The organism is Hyphomicrobiales bacterium (assembly GCA_030688605.1).
GTDB lineage: Bacteria > Pseudomonadota > Alphaproteobacteria > Rhizobiales > NORP267 > JAUYJB01.
In genome coordinates, this window is record JAUYJB010000132.1 from 1 (window position 1) to 21,695 (window position 21,695).

The following is a 21,695-nucleotide window of genomic DNA, read 5'->3' on the forward strand; positions in this document are numbered from 1 at the left end:
TTTTGAGCTCGCTGATCTCGGTCCTCTATGTCGGCCGCATCGTCGAGGCGGCCTATTTCCGCGAGGCCACCGAGGAAACAAGGAAGGCGCGCGAACTGCCGGCCTCGATGCTGATCCCGGTGTGGGTGCTGAGCCTGGCCACGGTCTATTTCGGCATCGAGACCTCGCTCACCGTCGACGTGGCGCGCCGCGCCGCCGAGATTCTGCTGGCGGGAATCAGATGAGCGGAGAAATGCTCCTCATCCTGGCGCTGATCGTGCCGTTTTCCGCCGCGGCGCTGATCCCGCTGTTCCACGACGCGCCGAACGCGCGCGAGACGGTGACGCTGACGGCGGCGGCGGTGCTGTTCGCCACCGTCCTGGCGCTGCTGACGCGCGTGCTGGCCGGCGAGCGGCCGGCGCTCGGCGGCTTCGAGGTGGCGACCGGGCTCGACCTGGGGCTTTCCATCGAGCCGCTCGGCATGCTGTTCGCGACCGTCGCCTCCGGCCTGTGGATCCTCAACTCGATCTATTCGATCGGCTATATGCGCGGCAACAAGGAGCCGCGCCAGACCTCCTTCTATGTCTGCTTCGCGGTGGCCATCGGCTCGACCATGGCGATCGCCTTCGCCGCCAACCTGTTCACCCTGTTCATCGGCTACGAGGCGCTGACCCTTTCGACCTATCCGCTGGTCACCCACAAGGGCACCGAGGAGGCCAAGCGCGCCGGCCGCGTCTATCTGCTGCTGCTGCTCGGCACCTCCATGGTGCTGCTGCTGCCGGCGATCGTCTGGACCTGGTACCTGGCCGGCACCGTCGCCTTCACCCAAGGCGGCATCCTCGCCGGCATGGCCAGTCCCGCGACCATCGGCGTCCTGCTCGCGCTCTATGTCTTCGGCATCGGCAAGGCGGCGCTGATGCCGATGCATTTCTGGCTGCCGGCGGCGATGGTGGCGCCGACGCCGGTCAGCGCGCTGCTGCACGCGGTCGCGGTCGTCAAGGCCGGCGTGTTCACGGTGGTCAAGGTCGTCGTTTATATTTTCGGCGTCGATTTCCTGACGGAGACGGGCGCGAGCAACTGGCTGGTTTATGTCGCCTCCTTCAGCCTGATCGCCGCCTCGCTGGTCGCGCTCACCCGCGACAATCTGAAAGCGCGCTTGGCCTACTCCACGGTCAGCCAGCTCGCCTATGTGGTGGTCGGCGCCGCGCTCGCCACGCCGATGGCCTTGATCGGCGGCGGCATGCACATCGCCATGCACGCGGCGGCCAAGATCACGCTGTTCTTCTGCGCCGGCGCCATCTATGTCGCCACCCACAAGACCGAGATCAGCGACATGGCCGGCATCGGCCGCGTCATGCCGTTCACCATGGCCGCATTCTTCGTCGCCTCGCTCAGCGTCATCGGCCTGCCGCCGCTCGGCGGCACCTGGAGCAAGTGGTTCATCGCCCTGGGCGCGCTCGATGCCGGCCACGCCTTCGTCGTGGCGGTGCTGATGATCAGCTCGCTGCTCAATGTCGCCTATCTGATGCCGATCGTGGCGCGGGGCTATTTCCTGCCGCCGCCGGGCACGAAGCCGGGCGCGCGGGTCGCCATCCAGGAGGCGCCGCTGGCCTGCGTCGTGCCCTTGTGCGTTACCGCTTTGCTGACCTTCGTCCTGTTTTTCCAGGCGGGAGCCATCGAAGCGCTGCTCTCCGGGATGATCGGGCCGGCAGGGCCATTCGAGGAGATCGCACGTGAAGGATTCTGACCGGAAACGGGCCGCCCGCGGCCCGAAGAAAAAGCGCTACTGGCTCGACGACCGGCGCAATGTCGACCGCCTGGTCTACGGGCTCTACACGGTGTGCGGGCTCTTGTTCGCCATCGACATTTTCGTCGAGAAGCACGGACCCTTCGCCATCGAGCACGTGTTCGGCTTCTATGCCCTTTACGGCTTCGTGGGCGCCTTCGGCCTGGTGCTCGCGGCCAAGCAGATGCGCCGCATCGTGATGCGCCGCGAGGACTATTACGATGACTGAGGTCTCGCCGGGCCTCATCCTCATCCTCGGCGCGCTGCCGGTGCCGCTGCTGCGCGGCTGGATGCGGGCCGGCTACCTGCTGGCGCTGCCCGTCGTCTGCTTCGCCTACGTGCTGACGCTGACCCACGGCGAAGGGGGGCAGGTGGAGCTGTTCGACCTGACCCTGACGACGCTGCGGGTCGACAGGCTGAGCCTGCTCTTCGCCTATATCTTCCTGATCGCCGTCCTGGTCAGCGTCATCTATTCGCTGCACGTCAGGGACACCGTGCAGCAGGTCGCCGGTCTCGTCTATGCCGGCAGCGCCGTCGGCGCGGTGTTTGCCGGCGACCTGGTGACGCTGTTCATTTTCTGGGAAGGAACGGCGATCGCCTCGGTGTTCCTGATCTGGGCGCGCCGCGACGAGCGGGCCTACCGCGCCGGCATGCGCTACCTGATCATCCAAGTGGGCTCCGGCGTGCTGCTGCTGGCCGGCGCGCTCCTGTTCCTGCGCGAGACCGGCTCGATCGCCTTTGCGGCCATGGAGCTGGGTTCGCCGGCGACGGTCCTGATTTTCCTCGCCTTCGGCGTCAAGTGCGCCTTTCCGCTGCTGCACAACTGGCTGCAGGACGCCTATCCGGAAGCCACCGTCACCGGCACGGTGTGGCTGTCGGTGTTCACCACCAAGCTCGCCGTCTACGCGCTGGCCCGCGGCTTCGCCGGGACCGATATCCTGATCCCGATCGGCGCGACCATGACCGCGTTCCCGATCTTCTATGCGGTGATCGAGAACGATCTGCGCCGGGTGCTGGCCTACAGCCTCAACAACCAGCTCGGATTCATGGTGGTGGGGATCGGCCTCGGCACCGAAATGGCGCTCAACGGAACCGCGGCGCACGCCTTCACCCATATCCTCTACAAGGCGCTGCTGTTCATGTCGATGGGCGCGGTGCTCTACCGGACCGGCACCATCAAGGGCTCGGAACTGGGCGGCCTTTACAAGACCATGCCGTGGACGGCCGGCTTCTGCATCGTCGGGGCCGCCTCCATCTCCGCTTTCCCGCTGTTCAGCGGCTTCATCTCCAAGGCGCTGATCCTGACGGCGGCCATGGACGAGGGCTATCTCGTGACCTGGCTGGTGCTGGTCTTCGCCAGCGCCGGCGTCTTTCACCATTCGGGCATCAAGATCCCGTATTTCGCCTTCTTCGCCCACGATTCCGGCAAGCGTCCGCGCGAAGCCCCCGCCAACATGCTGACCGCGATGGCGATCACGGCGGCCTTGTGCGTCCTGATCGGCGTCTTCCCGGGGCCGCTCTACGCCATTCTGCCGTACCCGGTCGACTTTCACCCCTATACGCTGGAGCATGTCGTCACCCAGCTTCAGCTTCTGCTGTTCGCCTCGCTGGCCTTCACCATCCTGGTGCGCACCGGGCTCTACCCGCCGGAGCTGCGCTCGACCAACCTCGATTTCGACTGGTTCTACCGGCGCGTGGCGAAGGCGGCGGCCGTCAGAACCTGGGCCTCTGCGACCGTGGCGTGGGAGGGCACCACCGGCGCCATTCACCGCTCGCTCGCCAGGGCAATCGCCGGCCTCTACCGCCACCACGGGCCGCAGGGCATCATGGCGCGCACCTGGCCGACCGGCTCGATGGCGTTCTGGACCACCGTTCTGCTCGCCGTATATCTCATCGTCTACTATCTCTGAATGGGTTCGGCTGATGCGCCTGCAGGGCGTGCGGGCGTGCCGCCGGGCGCGGAAACCACCCAAGCGGCGAATCATCTAACCGGCTGGCGGCCGATCCGCTGCGCCTATTTGTCGCCCGCAGGTACAGTTTGGAGCTATTTCTGTTTTTCAAAATCCGGTTTTTGTGGCCGATCAATTTACTTTTAAGGATTGCGTGGGGGATATTGGGGTAACGGGAACAATTAATACATTGAACCTTCGATCTTGAGTTATTATGATAGAAATAGAGCGGCGTGCGCTTCATGGTTAATTCGTCGCGCGTCGCTCTAGGTGTGTGAAGCAAAAACGCCACCGATAACAACAATATGCAATTCTGGCCGGAAAGGACTGAATCAAATGAATGCCGTTGAGAATATCAATCGGGACGAACTGATTGAACTGGCTGCTGACATCGTCTCAGCCTATGTCAGCAACAACGTGGTCGCCGTTCCCGACCTCTCCAAGGTCATCATCGACGTCCACGCGGCATTGAGATCGATCGCCACGGGAGAGGCCGAAGCCAAGGCGGAGCCGCAAAAGCCGGCAGTCCCGCCGAGGAGATCGATCACGCCCGACTACATTGTCTGTCTCGAAGACGGCAAGAAGTTCAAATCGCTGAAGCGCCATCTGCGCACCCATTACGATCTCTCGCCGGAGGAATACCGCGAAAAATGGGGATTGCCGATGGACTATCCGATGGTTGCCCCCAACTATGCGGCAGCCCGCTCGGCGCTTGCCAAGCAAATGGGACTGGGTCAGCAGCGTCGGCGCAAGGGCCGGGGCTGAGCCCTTATCCCGGGAGACCGATTAAGAGCGCCGTCTCGGCGATCGCTCCTGCCTCGGCATCGCTTTCGTAAACCGGACGGCTTGAAAAACCGCACCTTGCTCTCCAAGACAGACCTCCGGTCCGCCTCTGAAAGGGCAAGGCGCGGTTCTCTCGGGCTGTGCGGCCGCGCCATCGCTCGAACGCGTCAGCCCGTTTGGGTGAGCGTCTCAAGCCGCCGGCGTTCCGCGTCGATCGCCTGGGCGAGGGCGATATGCCGGTTCAAATCGTAGCTCCAGTGCCCGGCCCGGCCGCGCTGCCGTTCCGACCGCAGCGCGCGGGCAAGGCGGTCGACGATTCTGCGCACCGCCTCCGGGTCGTCGGGCGCAAGCTCGCTGTCGGTGATCGGCAGGAGCCGCGGCAACATGCGTCGGCGCTCGTATCCCACCGTTCCCGCGCGCCGGGCAGGGCCTTGCGCCCGATCCCAATCCCGATGCGGTCGATATCGAACCGCGCCTATATCCATGGCCATGATCCGGAACTCCATTGATGTGGAGTCCAGGATGCGCTTCGCGCCGCCGGCGGGGATAACTTTTCTGCACTTCCACCCTGCGCTGCCCTACAAGTAGCGCAATTGCAGGATCAACCGCGCCGCCCAGGCGATGTCGACATCGAAACGGACGTCGCCGGAGGGCTCGATCGGAACGATGGAAATCAGGCCGTCGCGACAGATCAGGCGGCGCAGCAGCACCAAACCGCTCGCCAGCATGACGATGCAGTCGTGCCCATGAGCGTTGACGATATCGGCGCCCGAGAGCCTGTTGCCGATCAGGAACGAACCGGCCGGGTAGTCGCCCACATCGGACTCCAGCTGCACGGCCACCGGATCATCAGCGGGAACGTCCAAGGCGACGGCGTCGTTCACATGATCGCCCGAACGGGCTTGCATGGTCCCGTCTCGCCCAATGCGTCCCAGCAGTGGAATGTTGCGGTTTGGATCGTCGGCGATCAGGTCGCTTGCTCGAACACCGAACGCATCCGCGAACCGGCTGAGCCACTCCATCGACACCGTCATGTTGGCGGTTTCGAGCCGCTGCACGGTTTGCGGCGTCGTGCCGATCAGATCGGCGAGCTGTTGCAGCGTCAGGCTGCGACGCTTTCGCAGTTCACGTATTCGAGTCTGCATGGCAACCCCAAGTTATCCATATCAGCGCTTCTTGCGCGGCTCTCGAAAAAAGTTATCCCCGCTATTTACAAAATAGGTGAGAATTCGAACACAAGGATTTAATCCTGCAACCTTACCAAGAAATACTCAGGTATACACGCAAAGATAGTAGGTATCATGGATACAAGTCGACTGCGGCGGCAAACCGAGCTTTCCACATTCATTCGCGTGTCGCGCCAGCCGCTGGTGCGCCAGTCAGCAATGATATCTCGTGGTCTAGGACCAATGGTAGCGCATACTGTGTCCTCAGCCTTTTTGGTTCCTCCCAAAGAGCTTCGAGCGCCGACCCGGCGCGATGCCCAGACCGCCCGCGCGCGTCAGGTCGCCATGTATCTGGCCCATGTCGGATTTGGCCTGACCTACTCCGAGGCGGGCCTGCTGTTCGGTCGCGACCGCACCACGGTCGCCCACGCTTGCCGGCTGGTCGAGGATCGGCGCAACGATCCGGGGTTCGACGTCAGCCTCGATTGTTTGGAGCAAACCTTGCGCGCCCGTGTGGACGGCATCTTTGGAGCGGTGGCGGCGTGACGCGCCGCAAGCAAGCTAGACCGCGTGTACTGGCAGAGCGGCGACTGACCAGCTTCCTCGATGCCCTTGTCGGGGAACGGTCCGGCAGCAACTTACCTATTCGGTTGGACGCCATCGACGCGGAGTTGATGAATGCCGCCCATCAACGCGGCTTCATCGAGAAAACAAGTGGCGGTTGGCGTCTGTCCGATACGGGGCGGGCCTGGCTCAGGCGCAACCAAGCGGCGGACGAGCCGTTCCTGCGCCAACACAGGACAATTGTACGCCAGCGCGTCGATGTTGCCGGCGTTGCCCACACGGTTAGCATCAATGCGGCCGAATCTCCACTTGCCTGGCTGTACCGTCGCAAGGGCCGCGACGGTGCGCCGCTGATCTCCGATCAGCAATATTCCGCCGGCGAGCGGCTGCGCGCGGATTTCACCCGCGCCCGGCTGATGCCCAGGGTGACCTCGAATTGGTCTCCGGTGGTCCATCGCGTCAAACGCCGCAGCAGCGAGCCGGGCGGGGCGGCAGCATTGCTCGATTCGGCCATCGCGGCGCGCACGCGTGTCAACAAGGCGCTTGCCGCCGTCGGTCCGGAACTCGCCGACATCCTGGTCGACGTGTGCTGTTTCCTTAAAGGGCTGGCGGAGATTGAAGCGGCCAATGGCTGGCCGGTGCGCTCCGGCAAGCTGATCCTGCAGCTGGCGCTCACTCGCCTTGCCCGCCACTACGGCATCGCGGAGACGCCGCCCGCGCCATTTGCCCAACGGCTGCGCCATTGGGGCGGGCTCGACTATCGACCGGCGGTTGACGGAGTGTGACGGTCCTCAGGCTCCTAATGCAAACTGGCCATGCTTTCCTGCGCTTCACGCGCATCGCGCTTGATCCGCTCGACCATGGCGGTGAGGCCGTTTGAGCGTTGAGGCGTCAAATGTTCGCGCAGGTCCAGCCGCTCAAAGACCTGGTTGGGGTCGGCCTCGAGCACCGCGCGCGGGGTGCGGCCTGAAAACAGAGCGAACAGGATGGCGATGAGACCGCGCACAATATGCGCATCGCTGTCGCCGTGCAGGACCAACGCCGGCCCGTTGCCGTCGTCGCGGCGCAGCTCGGAATGCAGCCACACTTGGCTGACGCACCCTTGCACTTTGTTTTCCGGTGTCCGCCAAGCCTCGTCGAGTGGCTCCAGCCCGCGGCCGAGCTCGATCACATAGCGGTAGCGATCCTCCCAGTCATCGAGAAATTCGAAATCTTCGAGGATCCGATCAATCGACATCACGCGTTCCTTCGGCCTTGAAGCCTTGTCCGAGAATATAAGGGCGTTAGGCCGTCGGTGCTACCGTGGAGGTGCGAAACCGGGAACCGCTTTAGGGAGGAGAGGGGGGAGCATGCGCCGCGGACGGCAAGGGCAGGTACGAAACCGCCCGCGGCGCCATATTGGCAGCTCGAAACCGCCAAACTGTATGACGCGTCGGTCGAGCGCCAGCCTTGGAGATCGCGTGCCGCGCTCAGGCCGAACGGTTCGGCGCTGGGCCGTTCCAATTCGGCACCAGATCGCTGGGTTGCAACGTATTCTGCGGCATCGTCGCCATCGCTTCGCGCGACGGCGGAGCCAGTGCCGCGGCACGATTGGTCGTGCTCGGCAGCGGGTCGGCGGCCGGCACGGGCTGTGGGCCCGCCGCTCCGGAGATCAGCTCGTACACCAGCCCGGCGCCATAACGCGCCTTGTGCAGAAACGTGTAGAAGGCGGCTTGGCCGGTTTCGCACACGCGCGGGCTGCGCTGGCAAATCGACGTAATATCGGCGACGGTGGTCCACGCCGCGTCCATGACACTCGCCGCACTGACACCCGTGTTTGTGTCCGGCTGTGTATTCGACGGCGGTTCATCTGCAGGAAGCAGTAGAATGATCACGGTCAACCAGAATAGGGTTCGAAGGAGAAACATGACGCTGCCCTTTATTCGATTCGATCAGGCAGAATCTAGCACATGCCCGTTGAGCGGGTCGTAACAATAAGTCCTGAATTTAAATAGAATTCGAATGAAAGTTGCGACGTTTGACAAAGAAGTTACGTATATATCTTTTTATGATAAATCCGCTCTAGATAGTCAGAAATTGTAAAGATTCAGGGGTAACCACCGCGGCCGGCCCATGGCCATGGCAACGGAGTGTTTCACTTCTGACACCGACGGCCAGTGATCGGACGGCCCGGCGACGAGGATGCGCGCCGGCAAGCAGGGATCGATGCGCCCACGACACTGGCTCCGGCACGGGCGGCGCGACGCTCCCCGACGTGTTCTTCGGCCGGAAAGCTCACCTTGCCCTTGCGGCGACCTGGCGGAAAATTCGCGACGCCTGAGCGGGATCACCCCCTGCGCCCTATACAGGCAACCCGGGCTTCACGCTTCCTTAAGCAGCCGATGGGACCATCCGCAACGGGATGTCTGACCTCGGGAGAGCGCGCTGGGAGCGCTAACGGGTGGTGAATCTGCGTCAGATTGCCGATCGTGTCGGCCTAAATTTCGAGCGTCTCGTACACATCTCCGCGCGCCACAATCAGGTGATTGCGACGCGGCATCGCAGCTTTATCGCCGCGCACGTCATTGGCGGCTCCATCGCCCTTCTGGTGCTTCCGGTGTATCTTGCCGTCTACGGCCAACCCAAGCTGGCCGAGGCGCTGGCCTTTTCCTGGTTCGTGTCGCCGATTGCCATTGCCATTTTCCTGTCGTGGACGGCGCGCTACGAAGCCGCGCACCTCATATCGGTTGCAAATCTCGCCGGGCTCGTCACTTACGCGGCGGCGATCAGCGGCGGCCTGAACTCGTTCCTCATCCCGTGGATCATCATTATTCCATTCGAGGCGGCGCTGTCTTTGTCGCGCCGCATCGTGCTGGCCGGAATCTGCCTTGCTTGCCTGGCATTGCTGGTCCTGTTCGCGCTGACGCATTCCGGCATGCTTCCGGAGCCACGGATGCTGGTCGGAGACTGGCGGGCGGTGACGATGATTGGGGCCGTATCGGCAACGGTCTATGCCGGCGGGCTTGCGGTCAGCGTCCACCGGGTGCACGGCGAATCGGAACGCGCCATCCGGCGCGGCGAGGAGCGCTACCGCCTGTTGGCCGAAAACGCCACCGACATGATCACGCGACACAGCGCCAATGGGGCGGTGAATTTTGCATCGCTCGCCGCCGAGCGGCTCATCGGCACGCCTGCCGCGACGCTTCTTGGCGACGGCCTCCTGGAGCGCATTTACCCGGTCGACCGCCCGGCCTTCCTCACCGCCATATCCCGCGCCGCCCAACGCGGCACAGCGACCAATGTCGAGTTCCGTCTGCGCGACGATGCAAAGCCGCGCGGTGACGAAGCGGCACTGGCGTCCAGCACCGGTACCGTCTGGCTCGAGATGCGCTGCCGCCCGCTTGGCGCCGGCGAGACGGAACTGCATGCCGGGCGCAGACAAGTGGTTGCGGTCAGCCGCGATGTGACCGAGCGCAAGGCCCATGAGGCAGCATTGTTGCGCATGCGCAACGAGGCGGAAGCCGCCAACCGCGCCAAGTCTCGCTTCCTGGCCGCCATGAGCCACGAACTGCGCACGCCGCTCAATGCCATCATCGGCTTTTCCGACATTCTCTGCGAGCAGGGCATGGATGATCTCACGGCCGAGCAGCAGCACGAATTCCCCCGGATCATTCGTCATAGTGGCCAGAGACTTCTCGGTCTCGTCGACAATATTCTCGACGTGTCACGGCTTGAGACGGGCAGCTTCGAGATCAATCCACAGCCCCTGGATGTGCCGGATTTGGTGTGCTCATGCCACCAGGCGATGGCCGCCGATGCCGCGCGTGCCGGTCTTGAGCTGTGCCTGGAGCTGCAGGACAAGATGCCCGAGATCACCGCCGACGAGAGCGCCTGCCGGCGCATCCTCATCAATCTCGTGTCCAACGCCATCAAGTTCAGCGCACCCGGCGGCAGAGTGACGCTGGCGGCACGCTTCACTGCGGCCGCGGTGATCCTGTCGGTCGAGGATACCGGCATCGGGATGGCGCCTGAGCAGTTTTCGCATCTGGCTCAGCCCTTCGCCCAGGTCGACATGTCCTATACTCGCAAGCACGAAGGTGCCGGGCTCGGGCTGTCGATGGTGCACGGGGTCGCGCGGCTGCATGGCGGCAGCATGGAAATCGAAAGCGAGCCGGGTATCGGAACCCGTGTCTCGGTGATCCTGCCGCTCAAGCCGGGCACAAGCAAGAACCGGATAGCGGAGCGCAAGGTCGTGCCCTTGAGGCAGCCGGCTTAGGCCGGCCAATCGCGTGCGGTGGGAGAGGACCGGCAGAGGTGAGACGCAGGCTCAATCTCGATCTTGCCGCCACCATCGCCATCGCCGCAGGCGGTGTCGTATGGATCAATGCGCTGTGGCTTCAGGACGGTCGCCATCCAGCACCCCTGTTCGCGGCCGCGCCGCCCGCCTCGCCGTCCCAATTCGCCGAGAAAGCTCCGGTTCAGACACGTGTCGAGGCTTCGCCAGAGATGCGGGAACTGCAGCGCGGTCTGCGCGACCTCGGATTCTATGACGGTGCGGTCGACGGCATCGACGGGCCGCGCACCCGCATGGCCATCGCCGCTTATCAGAAGGCGATCGGACTTAACGGCACCGGGAGGGCCGACGAGGGCCTGTATCGGCAGGTCAGATTGGCGCGCCGGGATGTGCCGCCGGTGCCCCCCATGCCACCGGCGCCGCCGGCGTCGGATTCCGAAACGCGCCTGTTGGCGGTTCAGCAGGTGCTGGCCGATCTCGGCTATGCGCCGGGCAGGATCGACGGACGGCTGGGCAGCAACACTCAGGCGGCAATTGCGCGCTTCGAGCGCGACCATGGGCTGAAGGTGACCGGCCAAATGTCGGCTGCGCTTGTACGAAAGCTCTCAGCCGTTTCCGGCGTGGCACTCGACAAGGCGACCGGCCCGCCGATCGCCGACAATCACGTCTTTGACTCGGAACCGGAGCGGTAAATCCCGCCCAATCCGCGAAACAGCGAAACGTCTACCCGCCCGAGCCGCCGGCAAATCGCTCGAACGGCCGAGCCGTCGGCATACGCGTCCGGTTGCCGTCGCGGCCCCGCGTATAGCCGTTGGCACTGCGCTCGCTGCGAATGGCAAGGGGTTCGTGAATTGCTTCCCTCAGTGCGACCGCGGTCTGCGCCCTGTCGCCCATCCGGGCGCTCCATGCTTCCAGCAGGTGCCAAGCCAGCGCCCGGGGTATCGTTTCATAGATGCTGCCGAGGGCAAAGACCCGCTGCACCGACTGGCCGACGGCCGGATTGTACAAGATCAGCAAGGTCGTGTAGCCGGCCATCGAAAATCCAGCGGCGCGGCAGGCGATGGCGAAAGGCTCGCCGCTATCGTCTTTCATGATGCGCGCCGAAAGCGAAGGCCCAATGCCCATGGCGCGGCTGAACAGTTTGCGGAAATCATCGATACGACGGCCCAGGAGCAGCTTCGACAATCCCTCCTCCGCCATTTTGAGGTTCGCCGCGTTGGCCTGCCGCAATGGCGCATTGAGACGCGGCTGCTCGGCCGGCCAGAGCGCCTGCGCGGAAAGCCGCACAAGGATCGCTTCGCGGCTTTGGCTCGTCGCATACCAAAACAGTTCGGCCAGCACCGCCGGTTCCAGATTGTCCCGCTTGAGCAGGGCTTCGACGATGTCTTGGACGCCACTGGCGGTGCGGCAGAGCCGGCGGATGCCGTCTTGCGACAATGCGGCGTAAGGGTTTCGGAGTATCGTCAGGATTGCTTCGCGATCCTCCGTTGCGACGATGGCGTCGCCGAGCGCGGCACCGAACGCCGGGCGCTCCGCTGCCGCGCGGGCGTGCTCCACCGTCGTTGTCAGGACGATGAGCGCCAGCTCCTCGTCGCTCAAGGCCGGGGAATGGCGCAACAGCGGCTTGGCCACGACGATGTTGTCCTCGGCCAGGGCGCGGACCAACCGGCGCGGCGGCTTTTGATGCCGGGCCAGCCGCTCGGCGACCTCCTGACGCACCACCAAGCCCGCTTCGCCGGCCAATCTGATCATGAGCTCTTCATTGTTCGCACGCTCTGCCGCAGATTGACGCTCGCCATGGACGGCGAACATGTCGGCGAGAATCAGAAGCATCGTGTCGCGTCGGTGACCGCTCCAGATTCCGGCTGCCCCGGGCAGGCCGGAGACATTGTCTAGTCGCGTTAGATGCATGGAGGATTGTGTTCCCATTCAAGGCGGCAACACCCACATGCCGCCATACTCACACTTAACATAACGAACAAGCGTTAGCGCTTTCTTAACCTTGGCGAATTTGTAATCAGCAATGCGCCGATTCTGAGGCGCTGCCGCCGATTCCGAGGCACCGCCATTGTTATCCACGCCCGCTCGTGTACGATTGGAGAAAGAAACGACGATGGCTACGATCTTGAAATTCGAGCCCCGCCAACGCGATAGGTCCGAGACTGGCGCGCAGTGCAGCCTCGTCGGCGGGACGGCACGCGGCGAGGTCGTCATCTTCCCTGGCGTGCGGCTGGAACGACACGCGTTCAACCATTCCGATCAGCTGCCAGATCCCGACCCCGGCAAGCCGGGCATCAAGCGCGGCCACCGAACCACCGGGAACTGACGCCGGCGGAGTGTGCACCCATCATTGGGTGCATCAGCGCGTGTGGGTTGCGCCGTTGAATTCGCTCAGAAGGTCCCGCGCTGCCGTCGGGTCAAACGTGCTGCAGCTTGTCGCTTCGAAGGCATTGCCCACCAATGCCTCAAAGCTCGGGCCGGGAACCAGCGCGCGGAATACGGCGAAGCCGAGTACCCCGGGCGCGCCGATCAACAGCCTTTGATCGTCCTCGACCGTTTCCGGCGTTTGCGGCTCGATCGCCAAGAGCTGCTGCTTGGTCGCCACCCACAGCCTGATGTTTCGTCCGGCAACCAGCCGGTCGTTGATGGCATAATAGTTGAGGCCGCGGCGGTCATAGAGCGCGACCGACCAGTAGACGAGTGGCACCTGGCTGGTGATGAGCAAGGGCCCATCGGTGAGGTCGTAGCGGCAAACCGCATGGCGCAGGCTCGGGTCCAGGTCGGGCAGGGGGGCACGCCCGTCCTGTGTCGGCGCGACGACGTGCAGCATATTGGCCGAACCGAGACCGGTAATTCGCGTCCAACTGTCATTCGCCGCCGTCACCGGGACCCACAGGACAGAAGCGATGTGGATGATGCCGCCCAGCATGAGGCCGCCAAGGGACCAAAGAACCGAGAACTTCATGGGCACCGCCCCAGCGTGATGCTCGGCATGATGATCTCTTCGAGCCCGCCATTGATGTAGAGCGGGCTGTCGTAGAGGCGCAGCGCCAGCGCAAATCTCTCCATGCCTCCCGTGGCCAACCAGTTGCCGGGCCGGGCTGTCGGCGACAGCGTGATCTCGAATTGGCCGTCAGCATCGCGCACGACCCCGACGTTGGTCACGGCGTGCGAGGCAGGGTCTCCAACGGGCAGGCGCCCCCGGTTGTCGGTTACGGTCAGCGTCCACCAGCGCGCATCGATCCGCTCGCCGCGTAACCGGTACTCGCAGGCGCCACGCAACGCATTGCCGCGCGAGTCGGTCGATGTGCGAAAGACAATGGATTCGGTCGCCAGCATGGGGATTGCGCCGGTGCGCGCAAGGATCGCGCGGGCGTAAGGGTTGGCCTCGGAGGTGCCGATCTCGATAAGCGCGCGCCACGGCCCGGAGATCACTGCCTCAACCCCTTTTTCGAAGGTCAGCGCGTACCAGGTCCCGCCCAGGCCGACGATAAGCGCGATCGAAAGCGCCACGGCGAGATTAATCGCGATTTGCACGGCTCACCGCATCCCATCCGATTGAGTTCAGACCCAAGAACGGCTCCCGGTCAAATAGCTCCATATGACCGGGACTCGCTCCAATGGAGCCCGCATAGTGCTGTAACGCCCGCCAGCGCCGGTCTCAACGGATTTGCGGCGGGACGCCGGCTTCCGGCGCCGGCTCTTGGCCGCCATCGAGCACCTGAGCGCTGCGGTCAAGGGCGCCGCGAAGGCGATTGTCCGGCGGTCCCGGGAGGGGGCGCCCGGACAGGCGCGGCGTCTGGGCGAACAAGCTCTGCAAATTGTCGAGCGTCGTCACCAGCCGATCCGAGAGCGTCGAGGTGTGCACCGGCGGAACACGCGTCACGCCGGCGGCGCCGGAGTCGCCTTCGGCGATCTGGGTCTGGACCTTGAACATGATGCCGCGCGGATCGATGGCGCCGATGATCGGCAAGATGTCCTGTTCGGTGTGGGCCGACGACATGACCTGCTTCCAGGTCATGGCCGGCAGGGTGCCGCCGGTCATGCGTTTCATGGAGTGGAAATCGTCGTTTCCGAACCAGACGCCGGCGACATATTTGCCGGTGAAGCCCATGAACCAGGCGTCACGATAGGCCTGGTTCGTGCCGGTCTTGCCGGCGGCAACCGTGAAATCCATAAGGGCGCGGCGGCCGGTTCCGAACTCGACCACGTGGCTAAGCATGTAATTTAGATCGGCGATATAGCTGGCGTCGACGAGCTGTCGCGGCGGCGGTTCGTCGCGGCCATGGTCGTAGATGACGTCGCCGCGCGCATTCCTGATTTCCAGGATGCCGTACCCTGCCGCCTGCTTGCCGCCATTGGCGAAGGCACCATAGGCGCTGGTCATGTCGAGCAGGGTGACCTCGGCGACGCCGAGTGGCAGCGAGCGGGTGACGATGATGTTCGAGCGGATGCCCATCAGCTTCGCCGTCTCGGCGATCTTGTCGCGGCCGAACGACTGCGAGATGCGCACCGCCACCGTGTTGAGCGATCGCTGCAGCGCCGTCGTCAGGGTGATGCGGCCGGCATAGGAGCGGCCGTAGTTCTGCGGCGACCAGTTGCCGATGGTGATCGGCGCGTCGAGGACGATCGAATTCGGCGTGAAGCCGTTCATCAGGGCGGTGAGATAGACGAACGGCTTGAACGACGAGCCGGGCTGGCGCAGGGCGTCGGTGGCGCGGTTGAACTGGCTCTCGCCATAGTCGCGGCCGCCGACCATGGCGCGCACGGCGCCGTCATGCTCCATGAGCACGAGCGCTCCCTGCTCGGCATCGTATTGCTGCCCATATTGGCGCAGCGAGGATTCGATGGCCGAGACGGCGGATTTCTGGATGTTCGGATCGAGCGTCGTCTTGACGGTCAGAACGAAGTCCTTGCCGCGCGCGATCCGCTCCGCCTCGCGATAAGCCCAGTCGAGGAAATAGTTCGGGATGTTGCTGTCCGACCGGTCAATGACGCTCGCCGGATTCTGCCGCGCGCCATAGACCTGGCCCTCGGTCAGGAAGCGCGACGCGACCATATTGTTGAGCACCACATGGGCCCGCGCGCGGGCCGCCGGCAGGTTGATGTGCGGGGCGAACCGCGCCGGCGCCTTGAACAGCCCGGCGAGCATCGCCGCCTCGGCCAAGTTCACGTCGCGCACCGACTTGCCGAAGTAATACTCCGCCGCGGCGTCGACCCCGACCGTGCCGCCGCCGAGATAGGCGCGGTCGAGATAGAGCTTGAGGATCTCGGGCTTGGTCAGCCGCGCCTCCAGCCACAGCGCCAGGAACGCCTCCTTGATCTTGCGGTCCAGCGTGCGCTCGGGCGTCAGGAACAGGTTCTTGGCGAGCTGCTGGGTGATGGTCGAGCCGCCCTGAACCACGTCGTTGGCGCGCGCATTTTCCAGCGTGGCGCGGAACAGGCCGACAAAGTCGATGCCGAAATGCTCGTAGAAGCGCCGGTCCTCGGTGGCCAGCACCGCCTTGATCAAATGGTCGGGAATCTCCGCCAGCGGCACCGCGTCATTGTGCAACAGGCCGCGCTTGCCGATCGGATTGCCGTGGCGGTCGGTGAAGGCGATGGAGTACTGGGTCGACTTGCGCCAGGCCTGGTCGGTCTCCTCGAAGGCCGGCTGGGCGAAGGCGAGCACGATCAGCCCGCCGAGAATGGCGAACGAGGTGGCGTCCGACCCAAGCTCCACGACGAGCCGCCGGAAGCCGGCGATGCGGAACCGCGCCATGAAGGCGGAATAGGCATCGTAGGCGTCGCCCAGCGTGCGGAGGAAGTTATAGACGTTGGCATCGACCCAGGCGTCGATGTCCACGAACCTCAGGTCGCGCCACTTGCTCTTGGTGTCGAAATCCCGATCGTCCACGGCTCGTGAATCCCGAAACTCTCCCGGTGTCCGCAAGTCGCCGCCGAACTTGTCCTTCACCGAATCGTGGCCTCGCGGCTACATTTGTAGCAAGTTGCGGGCGCCGTGTTGAGTCTGCGCGGACAAGTTCAGTAAAGAATTTGGAATTCGCCGATGGCCAAGGAACCGTTCTGGGAGACGAAGCGGCTCGACGAGCTGAGCGCCAAGGAATGGGAGCAGCTGTGCGACGGGTGCGCGCAGTGCTGCCTGGTCAAGCTCGAGGACGCCGAATCCGGCGACATCGCCTATACCGACGTTGCCTGCGCGCTTTTGGATATCGGCGCCTGTCGCTGCCGCGATTATGCCCATCGCAGCGCGCGGGTTCCCGGCTGCCTCAGGCTCGACCCGGATCAGGTGCGCACGCTCGGCTGGCTGCCGCAAAGCTGCGCCTACCGGCTGGTCGCCGAGGGCAGGGCCCTTTACTGGTGGCACCCGCTCGTCTCCGGCGATCCGGAAACCGTGCACCAGGCCGGGGTCTCGGTGCGCGCCTTCGCGGTCGAGGAGATAGCCGTGCGCGTGCGCGAGCTCGAGGACCGCGTCCGCCCGTTGCCGGGGCAGAAGAGGGTGTGGAGGTAGGGGGGGAAGGGCACGACGCTGCAGTAGTCGATCCTACGGCATTGCCGAAGCGCTTGCATTAACACTGGCGATCCGCGGCTGACTGTCGACCTTTGCACCTGAAAACTGGGCGGGCCATTCATCCCATGTACGGTTATCAAGAACGCGACCCGTCTTTTTCTTGTTGACGCCACCCCACTGTTTGAAATGGAACGCCACTCCGGCCTTCACACACTGATCCCGGATCGAGCGAACCCACTCCGGCGCCATTGGCCGTGCGCCGGGACCGCTCTCGCCCCCTGCGATGGCCCAGTCAATGCCGTGCAATTCCAAATCTTCCAAAGGTCCCAACAGCGGTTCCAGGCTGAGAAACTTCACCCTCGCATCGGAGCGCCGCAAGTGGTCGATTCGCCAAGTGAAATCCGAATTTTCCACGCTGACTCCCATCCAGATGTTTGGAGTCCAGGTTAGCTTGGGGGAAAGCTTCTCAAGCAATTCGGCGCGCTTGGTTAGCACCTGATATGTGTGCTGCGGCGTTTCATTCATCGTTCGAAAAATCTTCCGAACGAAGTCGAAAGGCACACGCTCGTGGAAAAGGTCGGACATGCTGTTGACGAATATGATCCGACCTATCCTCCATTTTCGCGGAAGGTCGATGGACGCTTTATCCAAGCGGACACGTCCATTCCATTTCGCTCGACCGCCCGACTTCCGCGTAATGTTCGTGTACTTATCCTGCCCCATCGCGGCCAATCGTGCCGCCATCCGCATCGCATAACAGTTGGCGCAGCCAGGCGAAATCACGCTGCAGCCCGCGACCGGATTCCAGGTCGCGTCGGTCCATTCGATATCACTTGGTCCGGCCATGAGAGCTACTCCTAAGCACTGCTTCAGCAAGCTTACCCGCGAGCTTGGCTTTCCTGCTCGGATTTGCCCACGCAAAAATCAGCGAGTACATGTGCACGCCCCTGGATCCCAAGGGCAACCACAGATCGAGAACGCCGCCGTGAAATATGCCCTTCATACGGTTAATCATGTATTTCGTAATCAGATCGGGATCGGCCTCTTTCGATGTCACCCGCTGAATTTCTCCAAAAAGATCAACTTCGTGCTGCGTCTTTACAAAGCTATTTCGCCAATCACTCGTTCCCAAAATCCGGTCCAAAGACGCGTCATGAGTGCGATGAACTGAGCCGTCACGGGCGATTTGTCGATGGACTCCGAGACCAGCCGGGAACAAATACCAAAGGTCCACCGCCTCGGTTCACGCAATCGACTCGATGGTTTTCCACTCAACTTGATTTCCGAAAGGGTCCAGGAAAATAACCGCGCGCCATTTGCGCCAATCCCGGTCCGCGCAAAAGCGTTGTAGCTCCAGATTTGCATCAGCACATTTCAGATGCATTCGTTCGCGCAGATGTGGAAATTCGTTGGCTAGCGTTTCAAGTTTCGCCACCTTCTTTTCATCGCTATCAACAAAGACGTATTCGTCGAATGGGATTGGAAGGCTTAAGGCCCGTAACGCAGAACCGACAATGAATGGCTCGTAGTCATCAACATTTGGGAGTCGTGGCGCGCCATTTCGCGCTTGCGGGATGTCGCCAGTGCCCGCGAACGCGTCAAAATAGATGAGTCGAAAGTCCTGGTTCTTGAGCGCTTCGGTATAGGCCTTAAGGTAGTCCTCGACCTTGGAAAGCTTTAGCTCTGTGTGCTCACCACCAAATCGCTGCTGTGGCATATTGGCGGTCCTCATGTTTGAGAACAAAAATAGAACACTTTGCCCGTCCGCACAAGACCGGTCAATTGGCAAGACGGGATTGCCAGCTCATAGGGCGCAATAGCGAAGCGTATTGCGCCGTATGTGTTTGAGGGGTCATGAGAACTGGCGGGTTACGCTACCCCTAACCCGCGTTACGATCCCATTGATTGGAGGCTTTTCCCTCGTCGTCCCGGACAAGCGGAGCTCTGGGCAGCCGCTTTTCTGGACCCCGGCCTGCGCCGGGGTGACGGTGTGGGGCAGGGGCCGCGCCAAGCGTTCGTTTCCTTCTCCCCTGGCGGGAGAAGGTGGCGAGGGTCCGCCGGGACCCGAGCCGGATGAGGGGGCGGCCGCTGCCCTTTTACCCCTCACCCAGCTCCGGCTAAGGGCCTTCGGCCCCAAGCCTCCGCATCCCCCCGTTCAAGCCGGGGGCAGGCTCTCTCCCGCAGGGGGCGAGGGCGAGGGTCATTTTCCGCTTGCGATAATTTGCGGGCGCGGTGGGGCGGAAATCCGCTAAAAAACACGAAATAAGAAAAAAAGTTGCGCGCTGAGAAAAAAACGCTTGACAGCGTTACGCTGCTTCGGTATAAGGCTGCTATCGTTCGACAATTGCGCGTGGAGGCGGGCCGGAGAAACCGGGCGCCGGAGCGCGCATGAGGCGGCGCCAGCGCAAAGGCGCACGGAAAGAGCGACAGCGGCGCCGCGGCGGACGCAGCGATCAGCCGGCCCCCAAGGCCGGCGATTTCATTTTCACCCCAACCTTATCGAACAGCCATGACCATGAAGCCCGGCCCCGACGAGGCCGCGATCGAGCGCGCCTATGTGGAAGGCAAGGCTACCGTGGCCGAGATCCTGGCCCGCTTCGGCATCAGCAAGGACAAGCTCTATCGCCTGGCCGACGCCGGCGGCTGGCCGCGGCGCATCAAGCGCATGCCCTCGGCCCAGGAGATGGCGGGCGCCAGGATCGCCCTGGTGCAGCGGCTCTACCGCCGCTTCGAGGGGCACCTCAAGGAGGCCGAAGAGCGCCGCGCCGAGCTCGGCCTGATGCAGCCCGACGAGGTCGCCGAGCGCGACGCGCGGACCATGGCGGTGCTGGCGCGGACGCTGGAAAAGGTCATGGAGCTCGACGAGAACGCGGCACGGCGCGGCGAGGGGACGAGCGCCGGGCAGGGCGCCGCGGTGGCGATGGATGAGGCAGATGTCGAACGCATACGCGCCGAGCTTGCACGACGTATTGCGCGGCTCGCGCGATCCGCAGCCAGCACTCGAGATGCTGGCGGGCCTGAAGGCGTGCCAACAGATCGTTCTCCACCATGAGTGGATGCAGTGGGCGCGCAAGGACCAGAGGCCGCCCGAGGGCGCGTGGACCACATGGCTGATGCTCGGCGGGCGCGGCGCCGGCAAGACCCGCGCCGGCGCCGAATGGGTGCGCGGCATGGCGCTCGGCCGCCGGCCCTTCGCCGAAGAGCCGGCGGGCCGCATCGCGCTCGTCGGCCAGACGCTGCAGGATGTCCGCGAGGTGATGGTCGAGGGCGTCTCCGGGCTGATGCGGGTGCACCCATGGTACGAGCGGCCGCGCCACGAGGTTTCGCGGCGCCGGCTGGTGTGGTCGAACGGCACGGTGGCGGAGCTGTTCTCCGCCGAGGAGCCGGACAGCCTGCGCGGGCCCCAATTTGCCGCCGCCTGGGCCGACGAGATCGCCAAATGGCGCTATCCGCAACGCACCTGGGACATGCTGCAATTCGCGCTCAGGATCGGCAACCAGCCGCGCCAGACGGTGACCACGACGCCGCGGCCGATCCCGCTGATCAAGGCGCTGATCGAAAGCCCGGCCACGCGGCTGAGCCGGGCGACGACGGCGATGAACGCGAACAACCTGGCGCCGGGCTTTCTCGACACCGTGGTCGCGGCCTACGCCGGCACCAGGCTCGGCCGCCAGGAGCTCGACGCCGAGATCCTCGATGACCGGCCCGACGCGCTGTGGTCGCGGGCGATGATCGAGGCCGCGCGCGCGGCCAAGACGCCGCAGCTTGTCCGCGTCGTCGTCGCCGTCGACCCGCCGGCGGCCTCCTCGCAAGGGGCCGACGCCTGCGGCATTGTCGCGGCGGGGCTCGGAGTGGATGGCCTCGCGTATGTGCTCGCCGACGAGACGGCGGCCGGCCTCAAGCCCACCGCCTGGGCGCGGCGGGCGATCGCGCTCTACCAGCGGCTTGCCGCCGACCGGCTGGTGGTCGAGGTCAACCAGGGCGGCGAGATGGCCGAGGCCGTGCTGCGCCAGGTCGAGCCGTCGCTGGCGATTTCGGCGGTGCGGGCGAGCCGGGGCAAATGGACGCGGGCCGAGCCGGTCGCCGCGCTCTACGAGCAGGGCCGGGCGGCGCACGCAGGCAGCTTCCCCGAGCTCGAGGACGAGATGTGCGACTTCGCCACCGACGGGCTTTCGAGCGGCCGGAGCCCCGACCGCGTCGACGCGCTGGTCTGGGCCTTGACCGCGCTGATGCTCACCCCGCGGAGCGCAAGGCCGCGGGTGAGGGTTGTGTGAGCCCATAGAGCAAGTGAATCCCCCATGCCCCCCCGCTCATTTCCCGGCTTTCGCCTCCTCTGCCCGCTTTTTCCGATCTTCAAGGCGGCCGGGAAGCGTATAAACATAAGTGAGGTAAAGGTCGGCGAAGTCCAATAATTCCTGCGCTTCCACCCCTGTGAAGGGCTTCTCGTCGTGGGCGGCATCATTACCGCCCAGACGAATTTGATGTGCCCAATCTTTCAACGCAGGTGTGATTTGGCCCCTCGCTTCCAGAGCATCAATGCGTGCCTGAGAGTCCGTTTGAGAATTGCATCAATGGCCGATCCTTCGCAGCAGCAGGCTTCCCATGGCGACGTGGATCATGGCTTCGGAGACGTCGATGCGCTGCTCGTAGTCGCGCACGAGGCGACGCCAGCGGGTCATCCAGC

At 64.0% G+C, this 21,695-nt stretch carries 25 protein-coding genes and 1 pseudogene; 13 read left to right on the forward strand and 13 right to left on the reverse strand.

Annotation, left to right across the window (positions count from 1 at the left end):
- The 5 genes from Q8P46_14325 to Q8P46_14345 form a co-directional block, all read left to right on the forward strand.
- A partial coding sequence (locus tag Q8P46_14325) for a monovalent cation/H+ antiporter subunit D family protein (protein MDP2621325.1) occupies positions 1–224 on the forward strand: 224 nt, incomplete at its 5' end.
- The gene (locus Q8P46_14330; GenBank protein MDP2621326.1) at positions 221–1,726 is read left to right on the forward strand and encodes a proton-conducting transporter membrane subunit; all 1,506 of its coding nucleotides are present in this window, start codon (positions 221–223) and stop codon (positions 1,724–1,726) included. The genes Q8P46_14325 and Q8P46_14330, both read left to right, overlap by 4 nt.
- Entirely contained in the window at positions 1,713–1,994 is a 282-nt protein-coding gene (locus Q8P46_14335; GenBank protein MDP2621327.1) for a hypothetical protein, read from the forward strand. The genes Q8P46_14330 and Q8P46_14335 overlap by 14 nt, the downstream gene beginning before the upstream one ends.
- Complete coding sequence (locus tag Q8P46_14340) at positions 1,987–3,675, forward strand: Na(+)/H(+) antiporter subunit D (GenBank protein MDP2621328.1); 1,689 nt, start codon at positions 1,987–1,989, stop codon at positions 3,673–3,675. The genes Q8P46_14335 and Q8P46_14340 overlap by 8 nt, the downstream gene beginning before the upstream one ends.
- 375 nt (positions 3,676–4,050) lie before the next feature.
- Entirely contained in the window at positions 4,051–4,479 is a 429-nt protein-coding gene (locus Q8P46_14345; GenBank protein ID MDP2621329.1) for a MucR family transcriptional regulator, read from the forward strand.
- 185 nt (positions 4,480–4,664) lie between these two features.
- Here the strand turns inward: Q8P46_14345 and Q8P46_14350 are convergent, their stop codons facing one another.
- The gene (locus tag Q8P46_14350) at positions 4,665–4,982 is read right to left on the reverse strand and encodes a DUF6477 family protein (protein ID MDP2621330.1); all 318 of its coding nucleotides are present in this window, start codon (positions 4,980–4,982) and stop codon (positions 4,665–4,667) included.
- Between the two features lie 93 nt (positions 4,983–5,075).
- A complete protein-coding gene (locus Q8P46_14355; GenBank protein ID MDP2621331.1) occupies positions 5,076–5,642 on the reverse strand; it encodes a helix-turn-helix transcriptional regulator in 567 nt (188 codons plus the stop codon).
- A 279-nt stretch (positions 5,643–5,921) separates the two neighbouring features.
- Here Q8P46_14355 and Q8P46_14360 point away from each other — a divergent pair, with 279 nt between their 5' ends.
- Positions 5,922–6,209 carry a helix-turn-helix domain-containing protein gene (locus Q8P46_14360; GenBank protein ID MDP2621332.1) on the forward strand — a complete coding sequence of 96 codons (288 nt, stop codon included), beginning with the start codon at positions 5,922–5,924 and terminating at the stop codon, positions 6,207–6,209.
- Between the two features lie 128 nt (positions 6,210–6,337).
- Positions 6,338–7,012: a DUF6456 domain-containing protein gene (locus tag Q8P46_14365; GenBank protein ID MDP2621333.1), complete on the forward strand. Its 675-nt coding sequence runs from the start codon at positions 6,338–6,340 to the stop codon at positions 7,010–7,012.
- A 14-nt stretch (positions 7,013–7,026) separates the two neighbouring features.
- Here Q8P46_14365 and Q8P46_14370 read toward each other — a convergent pair whose 3' ends face one another.
- Entirely contained in the window at positions 7,027–7,464 is a 438-nt protein-coding gene (locus Q8P46_14370) for a SufE family protein (protein MDP2621334.1), read from the reverse strand.
- A 232-nt stretch (positions 7,465–7,696) separates the two neighbouring features.
- Complete coding sequence (locus Q8P46_14375) at positions 7,697–8,134, reverse strand: DUF5330 domain-containing protein (protein MDP2621335.1); 438 nt, start codon at positions 8,132–8,134, stop codon at positions 7,697–7,699.
- Positions 8,135–8,667: 533 nt separating this feature from the next.
- On the opposite strand from Q8P46_14375, the gene Q8P46_14380 reads away from it, so the two are divergent.
- Together Q8P46_14380 and Q8P46_14385 are read left to right on the forward strand one after the other, a co-directional pair.
- Positions 8,668–10,482: a PAS domain-containing sensor histidine kinase gene (locus Q8P46_14380; GenBank protein ID MDP2621336.1), complete on the forward strand. Its 1,815-nt coding sequence runs from the start codon at positions 8,668–8,670 to the stop codon at positions 10,480–10,482.
- 38 nt (positions 10,483–10,520) lie between these two features.
- Positions 10,521–11,192, forward strand: coding sequence for a peptidoglycan-binding protein (locus Q8P46_14385; protein ID MDP2621337.1), 672 nt, complete (start codon positions 10,521–10,523; stop codon positions 11,190–11,192).
- Positions 11,193–11,223: 31 nt separating this feature from the next.
- On the opposite strand, the gene Q8P46_14390 is transcribed toward Q8P46_14385, so the two are convergent.
- Positions 11,224–12,252 carry a DUF2336 domain-containing protein gene (locus tag Q8P46_14390; GenBank protein ID MDP2621338.1) on the reverse strand — a complete coding sequence of 343 codons (1,029 nt, stop codon included), beginning with the start codon at positions 12,250–12,252 and terminating at the stop codon, positions 11,224–11,226.
- A 361-nt stretch (positions 12,253–12,613) separates the two neighbouring features.
- Here Q8P46_14390 and Q8P46_14395 point away from each other — a divergent pair, with 361 nt between their 5' ends.
- Positions 12,614–12,826 (forward strand): hypothetical protein, encoded by a 213-nt coding sequence (locus Q8P46_14395; GenBank protein ID MDP2621339.1) that lies wholly within the window; start codon positions 12,614–12,616, stop codon positions 12,824–12,826.
- A 33-nt stretch (positions 12,827–12,859) separates the two neighbouring features.
- Here Q8P46_14395 and Q8P46_14400 read toward each other — a convergent pair whose 3' ends face one another.
- The 3 genes from Q8P46_14400 to Q8P46_14410 all read right to left on the reverse strand — a co-directional run bounded on the left by Q8P46_14400 (position 12,860) and on the right by Q8P46_14410 (position 16,396).
- Positions 12,860–13,465, reverse strand: coding sequence for a hypothetical protein (locus Q8P46_14400; protein MDP2621340.1), 606 nt, complete (start codon positions 13,463–13,465; stop codon positions 12,860–12,862).
- On the reverse strand, positions 13,462–14,013 hold the full coding sequence (locus Q8P46_14405; protein ID MDP2621341.1) for a DUF1214 domain-containing protein: 552 nt from the start codon (positions 14,011–14,013) through the stop codon (positions 13,462–13,464). The genes Q8P46_14400 and Q8P46_14405 overlap by 4 nt, the downstream gene beginning before the upstream one ends.
- 148 nt (positions 14,014–14,161) lie before the next feature.
- On the reverse strand, positions 14,162–16,396 hold the full coding sequence (locus Q8P46_14410) for a PBP1A family penicillin-binding protein (protein ID MDP2621342.1): 2,235 nt from the start codon (positions 16,394–16,396) through the stop codon (positions 14,162–14,164).
- A 153-nt stretch (positions 16,397–16,549) separates the two neighbouring features.
- Between Q8P46_14410 and Q8P46_14415 the strand changes: the two genes are divergently transcribed.
- On the forward strand, positions 16,550–17,011 hold the full coding sequence (locus tag Q8P46_14415) for a YcgN family cysteine cluster protein (protein MDP2621343.1): 462 nt from the start codon (positions 16,550–16,552) through the stop codon (positions 17,009–17,011).
- A 33-nt stretch (positions 17,012–17,044) separates the two neighbouring features.
- Here Q8P46_14415 and Q8P46_14420 read toward each other — a convergent pair whose 3' ends face one another.
- The 3 genes from Q8P46_14420 to tcmP are packed head-to-tail and all read right to left on the reverse strand — an operon-like array spanning position 17,045 to position 18,728.
- Complete coding sequence (locus Q8P46_14420) at positions 17,045–17,857, reverse strand: phage Gp37/Gp68 family protein (protein ID MDP2621344.1); 813 nt, start codon at positions 17,855–17,857, stop codon at positions 17,045–17,047.
- Positions 17,841–18,245 (reverse strand): hypothetical protein, encoded by a 405-nt coding sequence (locus Q8P46_14425; protein MDP2621345.1) that lies wholly within the window; start codon positions 18,243–18,245, stop codon positions 17,841–17,843. The genes Q8P46_14420 and Q8P46_14425 overlap by 17 nt, the downstream gene beginning before the upstream one ends.
- Before the next feature lie 9 nt (positions 18,246–18,254).
- Positions 18,255–18,728 (reverse strand): three-Cys-motif partner protein TcmP, encoded by a 474-nt coding sequence (tcmP, locus tag Q8P46_14430; GenBank protein MDP2621346.1) that lies wholly within the window; start codon positions 18,726–18,728, stop codon positions 18,255–18,257.
- Between the two features lie 792 nt (positions 18,729–19,520).
- On the opposite strand from tcmP, the gene Q8P46_14435 reads away from it, so the two are divergent.
- Positions 19,521–20,063: a hypothetical protein gene (locus Q8P46_14435; GenBank protein ID MDP2621347.1), complete on the forward strand. Its 543-nt coding sequence runs from the start codon at positions 19,521–19,523 to the stop codon at positions 20,061–20,063.
- Positions 20,064–20,067: 4 nt separating this feature from the next.
- Positions 20,068–21,285: a terminase family protein gene (locus Q8P46_14440; protein MDP2621348.1), complete on the forward strand. Its 1,218-nt coding sequence runs from the start codon at positions 20,068–20,070 to the stop codon at positions 21,283–21,285.
- Between the two features lie 36 nt (positions 21,286–21,321).
- On the opposite strand, the pseudogene Q8P46_14445 reads toward Q8P46_14440, so the two are convergent.
- Both Q8P46_14445 and Q8P46_14450 read right to left on the reverse strand, forming a co-directional pair.
- A pseudogene (locus tag Q8P46_14445) lies at positions 21,322–21,555 on the reverse strand (DUF4145 domain-containing protein).
- A gap of 24 nt (positions 21,556–21,579) precedes the next feature.
- Positions 21,580–21,695, reverse strand: a 116-nt coding sequence (locus Q8P46_14450) for an IS5/IS1182 family transposase (GenBank protein MDP2621349.1), incomplete at its 5' end; no start/stop codon positions are given.

Coding starts and splice junctions, on each gene's coding strand:
- Q8P46_14330 (MDP2621326.1), top strand. CDS start 221: ATGAGCGGAGAAATGCTCCTCATCCTGGCGCTGATCGTGCCGTTTTCC.
- Q8P46_14340 (MDP2621328.1), top strand. CDS start 1,987: ATGACTGAGGTCTCGCCGGGCCTCATCCTCATCCTCGGCGCGCTGCCG.
- Q8P46_14345 (MDP2621329.1), top strand. CDS start 4,051: ATGAATGCCGTTGAGAATATCAATCGGGACGAACTGATTGAACTGGCT.
- Q8P46_14350 (MDP2621330.1), bottom strand. CDS start 4,982: ATGGATATAGGCGCGGTTCGATATCGACCGCATCGGGATTGGGATCGG.
- Q8P46_14355 (MDP2621331.1), bottom strand. CDS start 5,642: ATGCAGACTCGAATACGTGAACTGCGAAAGCGTCGCAGCCTGACGCTG.
- Q8P46_14365 (MDP2621333.1), top strand. CDS start 6,338: ATGAATGCCGCCCATCAACGCGGCTTCATCGAGAAAACAAGTGGCGGT.
- Q8P46_14370 (MDP2621334.1), bottom strand. CDS start 7,464: ATGTCGATTGATCGGATCCTCGAAGATTTCGAATTTCTCGATGACTGG.
- Q8P46_14375 (MDP2621335.1), bottom strand. CDS start 8,134: ATGTTTCTCCTTCGAACCCTATTCTGGTTGACCGTGATCATTCTACTG.
- Q8P46_14390 (MDP2621338.1), bottom strand. CDS start 12,252: ATGATCAGATTGGCCGGCGAAGCGGGCTTGGTGGTGCGTCAGGAGGTC.
- Q8P46_14395 (MDP2621339.1), top strand. CDS start 12,614: ATGGCTACGATCTTGAAATTCGAGCCCCGCCAACGCGATAGGTCCGAG.
- Q8P46_14400 (MDP2621340.1), bottom strand. CDS start 13,465: ATGAAGTTCTCGGTTCTTTGGTCCCTTGGCGGCCTCATGCTGGGCGGC.
- Q8P46_14415 (MDP2621343.1), top strand. CDS start 16,550: ATGGCCAAGGAACCGTTCTGGGAGACGAAGCGGCTCGACGAGCTGAGC.
- Q8P46_14420 (MDP2621344.1), bottom strand. CDS start 17,857: ATGGCCGGACCAAGTGATATCGAATGGACCGACGCGACCTGGAATCCG.
- tcmP (MDP2621346.1), bottom strand. CDS start 18,728: ATGCCACAGCAGCGATTTGGTGGTGAGCACACAGAGCTAAAGCTTTCC.
- Q8P46_14435 (MDP2621347.1), top strand. CDS start 19,521: ATGACCATGAAGCCCGGCCCCGACGAGGCCGCGATCGAGCGCGCCTAT.
- Q8P46_14440 (MDP2621348.1), top strand. CDS start 20,068: ATGCAGTGGGCGCGCAAGGACCAGAGGCCGCCCGAGGGCGCGTGGACC.